General features: G+C 44.6%; 10 protein-coding genes. 6 read left to right on the top strand and 4 right to left on the bottom strand.

From position 1 onward, the window contains the following. Positions 1 to 64: 64 nt before the first annotated feature. From A8O25_RS18860 to A8O25_RS18845, 4 genes are all read right to left on the bottom strand, one after another. Positions 65 to 697, bottom strand: a complete 633-nt coding sequence (locus A8O25_RS18860; protein WP_206598707.1) for a metallophosphoesterase — start codon at positions 695 to 697, stop codon at positions 65 to 67. 224 nt (positions 698 to 921) lie between these two features. After that, positions 922 to 1,815, bottom strand: a complete 894-nt coding sequence (locus A8O25_RS18855) for a polysaccharide deacetylase family protein (RefSeq protein WP_066838277.1) — start codon at positions 1,813 to 1,815, stop codon at positions 922 to 924. Between the two features lie 216 nt (positions 1,816 to 2,031). Further along, complete coding sequence (locus tag A8O25_RS18850) at positions 2,032 to 2,223, bottom strand: cold-shock protein (protein ID WP_066838271.1); 192 nt, start codon at positions 2,221 to 2,223, stop codon at positions 2,032 to 2,034. A 236-nt stretch (positions 2,224 to 2,459) separates the two neighbouring features. Beyond that, positions 2,460 to 2,930 (bottom strand): hypothetical protein, encoded by a 471-nt coding sequence (locus A8O25_RS18845; RefSeq protein ID WP_066838268.1) that lies wholly within the window; start codon positions 2,928 to 2,930, stop codon positions 2,460 to 2,462. Between the two features lie 242 nt (positions 2,931 to 3,172). Here A8O25_RS18845 and A8O25_RS18835 point away from each other — a divergent pair, with 242 nt between their 5' ends. The 6 genes from A8O25_RS18835 to A8O25_RS18805 all read left to right on the top strand — a co-directional run bounded on the left by A8O25_RS18835 (position 3,173) and on the right by A8O25_RS18805 (position 13,141). Further along, the gene (locus tag A8O25_RS18835; RefSeq protein ID WP_066838262.1) at positions 3,173 to 4,249 is read left to right on the top strand and encodes an oxidoreductase; all 1,077 of its coding nucleotides are present in this window, start codon (positions 3,173 to 3,175) and stop codon (positions 4,247 to 4,249) included. Between the two features lie 602 nt (positions 4,250 to 4,851). After that, entirely contained in the window at positions 4,852 to 5,661 is an 810-nt protein-coding gene (locus A8O25_RS18825) for a hypothetical protein (protein ID WP_066838255.1), read from the top strand. Between the two features lie 226 nt (positions 5,662 to 5,887). Further along, positions 5,888 to 8,422, top strand: a complete 2,535-nt coding sequence (locus A8O25_RS18820) for a TonB-dependent receptor (protein WP_338152765.1) — start codon at positions 5,888 to 5,890, stop codon at positions 8,420 to 8,422. Between the two features lie 5 nt (positions 8,423 to 8,427). Continuing rightward, positions 8,428 to 9,564 (top strand): DUF4249 domain-containing protein, encoded by a 1,137-nt coding sequence (locus A8O25_RS18815; RefSeq protein WP_066838248.1) that lies wholly within the window; start codon positions 8,428 to 8,430, stop codon positions 9,562 to 9,564. Beyond that, the gene (locus tag A8O25_RS18810) at positions 9,564 to 11,990 is read left to right on the top strand and encodes a hypothetical protein (RefSeq protein ID WP_066838246.1); all 2,427 of its coding nucleotides are present in this window, start codon (positions 9,564 to 9,566) and stop codon (positions 11,988 to 11,990) included. Before A8O25_RS18815 ends, A8O25_RS18810 begins: the two co-directional genes overlap by 1 nt. A gap of 8 nt (positions 11,991 to 11,998) precedes the next feature. Next, on the top strand, positions 11,999 to 13,141 hold the full coding sequence (locus A8O25_RS18805; protein ID WP_066838245.1) for a DUF4249 domain-containing protein: 1,143 nt from the start codon (positions 11,999 to 12,001) through the stop codon (positions 13,139 to 13,141). Positions 13,142 to 13,214: the final 73 nt, after the last annotated feature.

Raw genomic sequence — 13,214 nt, 5'->3', positions numbered from 1 at the left:
ACGAACAAAAAATAATCCTGTTTTCGGCCATGTTTTTCCAAAAACAGCGAAAACAGGAAATTTTCTAGGCTTGTGCCAGTTCAAAAATGGTGATTTCCGGCCGCACGTTGAACCTAACTTGGTAAGAATGGCCAATGGCCCGGTTGATGTACAGCATTCGGCCATCGGCTAGGTCAAATTCTCCCTGGTCATATCTCTTATTCTTAACCGGAAGGACGGGCGAGGGCAAGAAAGGCGGCTTGCATTGGCCGCCGTGGGTGTGCCCGGCCAGAATCCAGCCTTGGTAGCCGTTCCACACGTTAAGGTCACAGACGTCTGGGTTGTGGCAGAGCAGGAGGTTGGCTTTGGAGGCATCATACTCTTTCATGACCGTTTCAGGTGAAAAATTCAGGGCCCAGTAATCGTCCAACCCAATGATGTTCAAACCCGAAAACTCTTGTTGGGCATTGTTTAAAAGAGTGATGCCGGCGTTTTGCAGTTGCGAGGAGATTTGGTCGGCCACGGGTTGTTCTGCCCAGTTTTTGCCGTAGTCATGGTTGCCTAAGATGCCCACGGTGGCCAGCTTTCCTTTCACGGTGTGTTGCAAGACCTCTGCCAGTTGCTGGAACTGCATGGCGTCTTCGTAGCTCACATAGTCTCCCGTGTACACCACAAAATCGGGCTCCAGCTTCTGGGCGTCTTGAAAGGCGTTAATCAGATAGTTATAATCAAACCGATTGCGACGTGCAGGTCGCTAATCTGCATCAGGGTCTTGCCCTCAAGGTGACTGGGAAGGTGCCGGATAGGCATTTTCTTCCGGACGAACTCCAGCCAGAAGGGTTCTACGTGTAAGGTGTAAACTCCCGTTAAAGTCCCAAGCCCGAGCGCCCCAAGCAGCGCATGGTTCAGAAAATCCCGTCTATTCATGGGGAAAAGCGAGGCCTAGAAACTGTTCTGAATGCTGTTGTACAACCCTTTGGTGCTCCAATAACCGCTGGCAATAATGCGCCTAATGGTGAAAAGCGGGTCATTGGGGTCGCGTTTGGTGGCCAAAATATAGGCCGCCTTGAACCCGCGCTGCTGCAGTTCCGGAATGGCCTCGGGCCGCCACAGCCCGAAAGGGTACGCGAAATATTCTATCGGCTTGCCGGTGATGGCTTCCAGTTGTTTGGTGGGTTTTTCAATCTGGGTTACCCAGTCTTTGGCCTCGTACTTTTTCACGTTGTGGTGATCATAGGTGTGCGAGCCTATCACGTGGCCTTCGTCTGAGAGCTGCTTTATCTGCGCTTTGCTCATGTAGTTGGGACGGCCAATGGGAACGGTCATGATAAAGAACACGCCCTTGAAACCGTATTTGTCCAGCTCTGGTTTGGCCACGGTGTACTGGTCCAGCTTGGTGTCATCAAAGGTGAGCATGATGGGTTTTTCTGGTAGCGGGGTGCCTTTGGTGAGGTAGTCCTGCAATTGATCTGGCAGAATGGTGTGGTACCCGCTGTCGGCCAGCATTTTCATCTGGGCTTTGAAATCAGCGGGTTTCACAATGTAGTCTTTGCCCACTTTCCCGTCACGGGCGGTCCACTCCCTAATCTGGTGGTAGCATAGAATGGGCACCTGCTTTTTGGCTAGAACAGAGGCAGCAGTGGCCGGTTCTGCTGGAAGGGCAGGAGCTTGGGAGGTGGTGGGCGCTGGTTCAGCTTTGACGGGGGTGGCTACGGCTGGAGCCGGGGTGGTGGGCGCCGTAGGTTCGGTTTTCTGCTCGCTGGTGGAACAGGCGCTGAACAGGATACAGCTGGCGAAAAGGAAAAAAGCTTTCCCCCTGGAAAAAATAGATGACATACTGGAAATAAGCGGAAAGACGTAGGTTATTCTCTTCCAATGTACTTAAATATCTGGCACCTTCCTGTTTTTGACCTGTTTTTTGGAAAACAAGCCAAAAACAGGAAGGTGCCCACTGGAAAGATAAGGGCAGCCGCTGGTTGGCCTTGGGCGGGCAGACACAAAAAAGGGCTCCACGTTTGTGGAGCCCTTTTGAGAACTGAGGTATATTAAAACTTAGGCAAGTTTCACATTCACAGCATTCAAACCTTTGCGGCCTTCTTTCAGCTCATAGGTTACTTCGTCATTTTCTCTGATTTCGTCCACTAGGTTAGACACGTGTACGAAATACTCCTCATTGGAGTCAGCGTCTTTAATGAAACCAAAACCTTTGGAGTCATTGAAGAATTTTACTTTACCGTTTTTCATTATGTGATATTAAAAGATAGTCAAAGATACGTATAATAAATGGATAGGGAAGGCGGTGTGAAGATATTTATTTACAGATTTTGTAAAAGAGCCCCTTTTAGAAGCCGGAATATCTGGAAGCGCATCAGTGAGGTCTCTGCCGTTGCTTATGGTAAGGTAAAAGAAATGCCTCTGTAAGGGCGGCAGAAACCACTTTCCCTACAGAGGCAGCAAACCTTCCTAATCTTCTGATCAGACTACTCCACCACTACGTTGGCAGCGGCGTTGGTGGTGAGTTTTGCATTCAGTACCACTGTCTGCTTGCCCTTGTCATCTTCTATCTCTACGGCGCAGGTGTTGGGGGAGGAGGTACCCTCATTGTGCGCGTACAGCAGAATATAGTTGTACCCTTTGTACTTCAAGTCTACATCTACGGTATGTTTGGTGCGGGTCAGTTCGTGCTCGTTTATGACTCTCTCCCCATTTACATAGATAGAGACAATATCACCGTCAACCAGGTTGCCGTTGTCCCAGACACTCACAGAGATGCTCTTGCTGGACACGTAAACCGTTTTAGGGTTTACTTCTACATTCCTCCCCCGGAACTCTGGGGGAATGTTGCTTTCCTCGTTCTCTGGTTCAGGGTCGTCATCTTTGCTGCAGCCAACAAAGGTGATCAGTAAAAGCAGTATCAAGGCTGCTCTGGAAAGGAATAAAAATGTTTTCATGCTCCTGGGGTTGTCGTCTGCCTTACTCTTGGGTTTTTCAGGATTCACCTCTTACTCTTTGCTGGATTTTCAGAATTCTCCGTACTTTACCAATGACCCAGGCTCACCATACGCCAAAAAACTGAGAGGTTTTGAGGGGCGGTGGAGCATCACTGGTCTTGCAAAAGTCAGGCAACTGCTGACCAAATGAAATAGTCAGTTTTGAGTATTTTTCATCATTAGTATCAGAAAAGCGAATGTGTATGGGTAACAACAGCGGCGCAAAGATTCAGGTAGGGTTAATAGGGTATGGCATGGCGGGGCAGGTGTTCCATGCCCCCTTCATTCACAGTGTGCCGGGCTTGGAACTGGCCCGGATCAGGGAATCAAGGCCGGCTAACATGGAGCTTGCCCGGCAACGGTATCCCGAGGCCAGGATTACGGCCCAGGTAGAAGATCTCCTGCAGGATGATGCCCTTGACGTGCTAGTGGTAGCCACGCCCAACAGCTCGCACTTTGAATTAACCAAACGGGCGCTGCTGGCCGGAAAGCATGTCATAGTGGAAAAGCCTTTCACCCCCACCTCTGCGGAGGCGGATGAGCTTATTCAACTGGCAAAGGAGCAGCAGAGGTTGCTCACCGTGTTCCATAACCGCCGTTGGGACAGTGACTTCAAAACCGTGCATAAAGTCCTGGCAAGCGGAGTGCTGGGGAGTGTGGTGGAGTACGAAGCCCATTTTGACCGGTTTAGGACAGCCATTAGGGAGAATACCTGGAAAGAGGAAGACACGCCCGGCTCCGGAATTCTGTATGATCTGGGTTCGCATCTTATTGACCAGGCGCTGGTGCTGTTTGGCCTGCCTCAGGAGGTGTATGCAGAGCTGAAGGTGCAACGCCCCCATAGCCGTATTATTGATAAGTTTGAAGCCAGGCTCTATTATGAACGGGTAACGGTGACCTTGTCGGCCGGATTGCTGGTGCGGGAACCCAGCCCCCGGTACACCTTGCACGGAGACCGGGGGTCTTTCCTGAAGTATGGGTTAGACGTGCAGGAGGAGGCCCTCAAGGCCGGGAAATCGCCAGAAGGTGCACCAGCCTGGGGAGTGGAGCCAGAGCATCTTTGGGGGCACCTGAACACAGACTTTCAGGGGCTTCCTTTCAAGGGCAGGGTTGAAAGCGAAGCAGGGGACTACCGTGGGTTTTATGAGAATGTGCGGGATGCGCTTCTGGGGGAGAAGGAGCTGAACGTGCAGCCGGAGCAGGCGCGGGATGTGATCAGGGTGATTGAGTTGGCGGAAAGGAGTAGTAATGAGAAGCGAAGATTTTCATTCTATGATTAATATAGTTATACTTATTTTATTTTTTATACATTAGGTAGCCGTAACTTAAATTGCAGTACCCATATAATATGATCCCATTCTCTTTTACATATAAAAATGAGTTTACAGAGCCGATTGAGAAAAATGACATCATCAATCAGGTAGCCCACTATGTAGGAAAGAACAAAGGATGGAATTTAGTTGTAACATAGGATTCGCTTTCATTTTCGGTAAGCCTAATGAGTTCATGGAGCTTTAGCAAGTTTATATTTATTGAAAGAGGTGAATTCATTATAAGTGATGATACAATTTCTTTTAAGTTCTATATGCATAGACTCTTAATTATAGCTGATTTGATGTCTATTTTAACTATTATTCAGACTCAGGAATTATGGTTGGGTTTCTTATTTTTTGCAGTTATTGGCTTAGGAGATTGGGGTTGTGCTCTTCTTTGATATAAAAGAATGTTTCATAATATTACAGCAAGCATTGGTACAAGCATTAATAATGGTATAAGAAGAAAATAGATTGATAGTAAGAAAAAATTCGGCTAACATGTTACGTACTTTATGCTCGGCTACGCCTCATGCAAAGCATGTGCTAACCGAAGTAAAGAATAGTACATGTTCGTATATATATTAAATAAAAAGCAACTACTCGTGTTATATACAATTTGCTCTGTACATAAAATACGTACAAGATTATTTTACCTTGTTTTAGCTGCTGCCGCTGTTTGCTTCTTAGGTTCTCATGCAACTGGACAAAGTAGAAGTGTACTTGCCCCTGATTCTTCCAAACAAGCGGTGCAGGAAGCTATCACTCTTTTTCACCAGGCATTAGGCAGGAACGCCAGAATTTATTCAGGTGCAGTATATGCACCATATAACCGACCCAGTAAAGGGCACCCCTTTTTAGGAAATGGAGAGTGGGCAGATGCTACTATCTTGTTTGATGGGGTTCTGTATCCTCAAATTCCATTGTTGTATGATGTGGTAAGTGATATGGCTGTGATTGGCTATGCCGGTGACAGTGACCCATTGCAGAAATTTGTATTGGTGCGTGAAAGGACCCATTATTTCACAATAAATGACCGCCGTTTTGTTGCTGTACAGGATTCTACTAACCAAATTAATGGTGGGTATTATGAGGAATTGTTCAACGGGAGTGTTCAGGTGCTGGCCAAGAGAAGCAAGCAGGTAACCAATAGGCCTTCTGAACTGATTTTTGCAGAGAATGACCGATTTTATGTGCATAAGTTGGGGCACTTCTACCCGGTAAATAGTAAAAGTTCATTACTGAAAGTTTTTAAAGAACATAAAGCACATTTAGTCACTTTCATTAAAGATCAAAAAATAGACTTTAGGCAAGATAAAGGATTGGCTATTGCCAGAGTAGCTGCTCACTACCACCAAATGACCACTGCAAATGATTAGGGTGAGGTTTCTTATTGTAGCACTGGTGTGGGTACTGCTTCCGGTTATATCTGCTTTGGGGCAAACAGCGCAAGACTCTACTATTACTGGTGATTTTAACAATGTTCCATTTACAGAGTTTGTGCAGCGTCTTGAGGGTCAGACGAAATACCGTTTCTATTTTAATCCAGTCCACATAGATAGCCTGCGTATTTCTGTTCGGGTGCAGCAAGAACCGCTGGAACGGGTGCTGAATAAAGCCTTTGAGAAAACAGATTTCCAGTTTGCTATTGATCCTGACCAGAGAGTTTTTGTAGTGAAAGGCCCGCTGCAAGCTTCGTTGCCACCCGGCTATTTCTCCAGAAGCCATGAGCAGGAGACAGAACCTGTCTCAGCTACCTATCCTGTTGCCCGCTCAAACAAGATACCATCTGGCAGTCCCCATCGGCTGTATGAAATTGGCATTAGAACCAATAACCTTAAACCAGGAAAAGCCACCATCTCAGGAATTGTAACAGATGCCAAAACTGGTCAGCCAGTAATTGGAGCGGTAGTGATGATTGAGATACCTCTTACAGCGGCCAATACCGACCAGAGTGGGTTTTATGCGCTCACCTTGCCCAGGGGGAGGCACGTACTGAAGATTAAAAGTGTGGGGCAGAAAGAGGTTAGAAGGCAAGTAATGCTGTACTCAGACGGAAAATTGAATGTGCAGTTGCAGGAAGATGTGGTGTCTTTGAATGAAGTATTAGTAAGGGGAGACCGGGATAAAAATGTTTCTGGCCTGAACATGGGGGTAGAGAAGTTGAGCATTAGCACGATCAAACAAGTGCCTACCGTCTTTGGTGAGGCTGATGTGATGAAAGTGGTGCTGACGCTTCCTGGTGTCAAATCTGTTGGGGAAAGCTCAACCGGCCTGAACGTGCGCGGCGGGGCCACTGACCAGAACTTAATTCTGTTCGGCGGTGCCACCATATACAACCCCTCTCATTTATTTGGATTTTTCTCTGCCTTTAACCCCGATGTGGTGAAGGGAGTAGAACTCTACAAGAACAGTATTCCAGCTAAGTTTGGAGGGCGTTTAGCTTCTGTGTTAGACATATCCAACCGTGAAGGAAATAAACAGAAATTCTCTGGAGCCGGTGGTTTGGGATTGATTTCAAGTAGATTGATGCTGGAAGGGCCTATTATCAAGAATAAATCTTCTTTCTTGATAGGGGGGCGGACTACGTATTCAGATTGGCTCCTGAAGCAGTTACCCAATGAGACATTGAACCAGAGCAAAGCTTCTTTCTATGACCTCAACGCCAATGTGAGCCATCAGATAGATTCCAGTAACAGTGTCAGCGTGAATGGCTATTTGAGTAATGACCGTTTCAGGTTTGGGAGTGATACTGTTTACCACTACAGCAACAAAAGTGCTATTCTTAAATGGCAGCACACGTTTCATCACAATTTCTTTGGTGAGCTTTCTGCCGCTTACGCAGATTACCAATACTCAGTTGTAAGTGAGAAGAACCCGACCACTGCTTTTGAGTTAACCTATAAGCAGCAGCAAACTACTTTTAAAGTAGATTTTAATAACACTTCATTGCCCAAGCATGCCATAGACTTTGGCGGCAACACCAACCACTACAAAATTAGCCCTGGAAATTATACACCCAGAGGCACAGAATCACTGGTGAAATCAGATAAAGTTGCCCCAGAACAAGCATTAGAAAGTGCGCTATATCTAAGTGATGAGTATGAGTTTTCCCCCAGATTTGCCGTTTCTTTAGGGCTCAGATATTCCTTCTTCCATTATTTAGGGCCCAAAGATGTAATTAGTTATTTTCCAGGAACCTCCAGAAATGAAAATTCAGTGGATGACACAGTGGCGTATGGTAACCGAAAGGTGATTAAAACTTACCATGGGCCAGAGTACCGGGTGTCTGCCCGATTCAGCCTGCGCGAGGACATGTCGGTTAAAGCAAGCTATAACCGAACCCGCCAATACCTGCACATGCTAACCAACACCGCAATGATGTCTCCTACAGACATTTGGAAAATGAGTGACTCCTATATTCAACCGCAGGTAGGGGATCAAGTGTCATTAGGTTTTTTCCGGAATTTCAAATCTAATACCATTGAAGCATCTGTAGAGGTATATTACAAAAAGATGCAGCACCTCCTGGATTACAAGAGCGGGGCCAAACTGTTGCTCAACCACCACATTGAAACAGATGTTATCAACTCAGAGGGCAAAGCTTACGGTGTGGAAGTGATGCTCAAAAAAGCTATTGGTAAATTGAATGGTTGGGTAAGCTATACCTATTCAAGAGCTTTTTTACGTTCAAATGATGCCCCATATACTGAAAAAATCAATAAGGGCGAGTTTTACCCTAGCAACTTTGATAAACCGCATGATGTCACGTTGATTGGGAACTACCGTTTCAGCCGCCGCATTAGTACTTCTTTCAACCTAACATACAGTACTGGCCGGCCTATTACATTACCCATGGCTATTTATGAGTTAGGCGGGGCCAAACGGATCTTTTACTCAGAACGGAATCAATATCGTATTCCAGACTATTATCGAGGTGATTTGTCATTAAATCTGGAAGGAGGCCATAAAGCCCGAAAACTCGCCCATAGTTCCTGGACCTTTGCGATCTATAATGTAACTGGCAGGCGTAACCCGTATTCAGTCTATTTTAAGTCTGAAAGTGGCAAAATTAAAGGGTATCAACTATCTGTTTTTGGGCAGCCTATCCCTACCATCACGTACAACTTCAGGTTTTAGAGGGTATGAAAAAACTAGTATACTGCCTTTGTTTTTATTTTGCTTTGGTTGTTTTACCTGGTTGTGTAGAGGAGTACACTTTGCCTGAGCAGGCCACAAATCTTAAACTTCTCGTTGTCAATGGCAGCTTGAATGTGGAACAAGGAATTGGCTTGGTGCAACTTTCCCGCACACATGATTTATCTGAAGCTGATAAGGCACCTGTTCCAGAAACAAATGCTTCTGTGGCTGTTGAGGCAGAGACATTAGAGAAATTTCAATTACGGGAGAGTGTCCCGGGAATCTATTCAAAATCTGGTATTGCCCTGCAATACGGAAAGAAATTCCGTTTGCGGATTAAGACTGTAGAAGGCAAAGAATATGTTTCTGACTTTGTGGCTACTACTAAAACGCCACCCATAAGTGAAGTAGCTTGGGGGGTAGAAGGGGACAAAATCCAAGTTAAAGTCAGTACCCAAGATTTTACAAACAACACTAAGTACTACCGGTGGGAGTATGAAGAGACATATGAGTATCAGTCCTTACTACCCTCTTTCTATAAAATTGAGAACAATGAGGTTGTGCCAAGGGCAGAACATGAGAAAATCCAGTTTTGCTGGAAAAATCAATCCTCTACTAGAATTTTAGTAAACTCTACCGATCAGCTGGAGCAAAGTAATGTTAATAACTATATCCTGGTTTCTCAGAGCGGGGGAGGGATTTTGTTTAATCACCGGTATAGTATTCTGGTAAAACAATACAGTATAAGCCAAGCTGAATATGACTACTGGCGTATGTTGCAGAAGAATACAGAAGCAGTTGGTTCCCTCTTTGATGCTCAGCCTTCCTATGTGAGCGGTAACCTTACCTGTACTACTAATCCAGAGGAACCAGTGTTTGGATATTTCAGTGTGCAATCAATTAGTGAGAAACGAATATTCATCAGTGCTTCTGAACTTAGGCAATTTAATTTCCAAAAAGAGCCACTTCCCTTATGTGAGTCAATGAGGGTTGGGAAAGCCCAGCTCCCCCAATATGAGTTCAGTTCTTTAATAATAGATGTAGATGAATCTGGTCCTGAACCAATGTACATTATGGCTAAGAATGAATGTATTGACTGTAGACTTAAAGGTGGTAGCACCATCAAACCTGACTTTTGGTAATGCAAATTAGATATTCACGTATAAGTTCTGTACCTAAAATAGGTATGCTGTGCTTTCTTTTGTTTCTCTTTTTTCCTATACCTGGGAAGGGACAAAGTGCAGCCCCGGTTCTGGAACCCTTTCAGTTATTTGCGAAAAGTAATCTACAGGAAAAAGTGTTTGTTCACACAGACAAGAACTTTTACCTGGCTGGAGAAACCATCTGGTTTAAAGTCTATAATGTAGAGGGTATGGCTCATACTTCCTTAATTCTAAGTAAAGTAGCTTATGTAGAGATACTAGATAAAGACAATTCCCCTGTTTTACAGGTAAAGGTGGCCTTGACAGATGGATCTGGGCAGGGGTATCTAATCTTACCATACTCTCTGCCCTCTGGCCATTTTGTTTTGCGGGCTTATACCCATTGGATGAAAAACACGGGTGCCGATTATTATTTCCAAAAGCCCTTTACCGTTATCAATACCTTCCAGAAGTTGGGCCTTAAGCCCATTGAATTCTCCACAGATTATGATGTCCAATTTTTCCCGGAAGGAGGAGATTTGGTGGGTAATTTGCAAAGTAAAGTAGCTTTCAAGGTAACTGATATAAATGGTAAAGGTGCCTCTTTCATAGGATGGGTGCTTGACCAACAGAATGATACCGTGGCACGGTTTTATACTCATAAATTTGGGATTGGAAGCTTTCAATTCACACCTGAGCCCAACCAAGTATACCGGGCGCTTCTAAAAAGCGACAATGGGCACCTCATTACCCGTCCTCTGCCAATAGTCAAAGAAAAAGGGACGGTGATGGCAGTAAGTGAAGCAGGGGCAAATATGTTAAAAGTAACTGTTTCTTCTAATCTGGCTTATTCTGCTACCCAACCGATGTATTTATTAGTGCATACGCGCCAGATACCCGTTTTAGCCGAGGCTAGATTCCCGGATGCTGAAGGACGGATGGTATTCGCGGTAGCAAAAGACAAATTAGGCGAAGGTATTTCCCATCTTACCGTCTTTAATAGTGAACGAAAGCCTGTATGCGAGCGGCTCTATTTTAAGAAACCTACTTCACTGCTAACTCTACAAGTAGCGGCAGACAAAAGAGAGACAGGGCCTAGAGCCGCCGTAAAATTGTCAGTTGTGGCTCAACGGGATAATGGACAACCTACAGAGGTTGATTTCTCTCTTTCAGTATTCCAAATTGATTCTTTACAGACGGTAGAGCAACCAGATATAGTGAGTTATCTATGGTTGAGCTCAGACCTAAAAGGAACGGTGGAGGCACCAGGGTATTATCTCTCCCAAGCCGGGCCAGAAGCAGATATAGCCATTGAGAACCTCATGCTTACACATGGTTGGCGCAGGTTTTCATGGGAAAAGGTATTCCAAAAGAATAGTCCTGCGCCTTTTTTTTTGCCAGAATATACGGGGCATTTGGTCCAAGCCAAAGTTGTAGATTCTAAGACAGGGCTACCTGCGCCGGGTGTGCAAACATATTTAACAATTCCGTCTCGGCAGATTAGGTTGTATGGGGCGCAAAGCAACCAAGATGGAGTAGTCTTTTTTGAGACTAAGGATTTTAAAGGTATAAGAGATGTGGTGCTGCAAACCAATACCCGTAAAGACAGTTCTTACCAGTTAGAAACGGTTTCACCCTTCTCCCCACAGAACGCCACCCTTACATTGCCAACGTTTGACTTGCCAGAACACTTTTACCAGAACCTGGAGGCCAAGAATGTACATTTGCAAGTGCAGAACCATTTCTCCCTAGGTAATGACACTCTCCCTAACTTACTGCCAATAGATACCACTACCTTCTATGGCCAACCCTCCAGAACCTATTTCTTAGATTATTATAACCGCTTCCCCACCTTAGAGGATGTACTGAAAGAATATGTGTCACCGGTGATGGTGCGTAAACGTAAAGGAAAATTCTATTTTGTGATGATAGATGAGCAACGTAAAGAAACCTTGCCAGAAGAACCTTTGGTACTACTAGATGGGATGCCTGTCTTTGATCTGGATAGATTAATGGTATACAACCCAAAAAAAGTGAGAAAGCTGGAGGTTATTTACAAACAATACTTCCATGGCCCTTTTACATACGGTGGTATTGTTAGTTTCTCAACCTATAACGGTGCAATGGAAGGGTATGAAGTAGATCCCAAAGCATTACTGGTGGAATATGAGGGGCTACAGCCAACACGTGAGTTTTATCATCCTGTATACCAAAGCCCAGAGCAAATTGCCAACCGAATACCAGACCTCAGAAATGTATTGTATTGGGCAGGAGACATGCGAACTGGCAAACTGGGTAAAAAAGAGATTGAATTTTATACTTCAGATAAGCTTGGAAAGTATGTGGTTGTGGTGCAAGGTTTAACTCAAGACGGAAAAGCTGGCAGCAGCACTTATACATTTGAAGTGAAGAAAGCTGTTCAATAGTCCCTACTATGATTAAATGCAGGAAACTAAAATTCTTCTGTTGCCTTTTACTATTGATAGGGGGATGTGTAGAAGAATATGAATTGCCAGAGACAGCTACTGACCTAAAATTATTGGTTGTAGATGGTAATATAAATTTAGACGATAAAATAGCCGTGGTAAAGCTCTCCCGCACTCAAGATTTGGTTGTTGCAGACCAGGAACCAGTACAGGAGCACGGGGCTCAAGTAAGTATTGAGGATGAGAGTGGGCAAAGATTTCAGCTCAAGGAAAATCCCATCCAAGAAGGAAGATATACGGGATATAATGCATCTTGGGCTTATAATAAAAAGTACAAGTTGCACATTAAAACTAGTCAGGGAAAGGAATATCAATCAGAATTTGTGTCAACTCATAAGACTCCAGCTATTGATAGCTTAACATGGAGTGTGGAAGGAGGAAAGGTGATTTTAGCAGCCAATACCCATGATTCCGCTAATAAGACTAGATACTACAAATGGGAATATGTGGAAACATATGAATATAAATCTTATATGGAATCGGCTTTTATGTACACTGGTAATTGGATTCTAGTGTTAAGACCGTCTAGTTCCCAAATATATACTTGTTGGGCTACCACCCCTTCCACTACTATTCTGGTTGGTTCAAGTGCCCACTTAGCCAAAGATATCATAGCACATTACCCGCTGGTCATTCATGAGGGTGATGGGGATAGGTTTGGTATTAAATTTAGCCTGCTGGTTCACCAATATGCTATTAGCAAAGGAGAATTTGATTATTGGACTATGCTTAGGAAGAATACTGAAAGCGTAGGGTCCTTGTTTGATGCCCAACCTTCTTATGTCACCGGGAATGTTTCCAGTGTGAAAAATTTAGATGAGCCAGTTTTTGGTTATTTTAGTGCCAGGTCAAGGAGCAGTAAAAGGGTTTTTATTGAGGCGAAGGAGTTGAAGAAGTGGGGTTTTAAGCCCAAATGGCCAGAATGTAGGATTTTTGAGGCTGCTGGAGAGCCTATACCTTCAAACATGAATGTTGTTTCAGCCGAAATAAACCCAACTACCGGAAGAGCGTTTCCCACTCTATTAGCTACAAAGGAATGTACAGATTGTCGCTTAAAAGGGGGAGATACAAGAAGACCTGATTTCTGGTAATTGTTATCATAATTTCAATAAGCTTTAGAGCAAAGTGCATTAAAAAAAGCCCGGCCAATTGGCCGGGCTTTTT

The sequence above is a fragment of the Rufibacter ruber genome (assembly GCF_001647275.1).
Classification (GTDB): domain Bacteria; phylum Bacteroidota; class Bacteroidia; order Cytophagales; family Hymenobacteraceae; genus Nibribacter; species Nibribacter ruber_C.
This window is presented reverse-complemented; position numbering and strand designations above follow the sequence as displayed.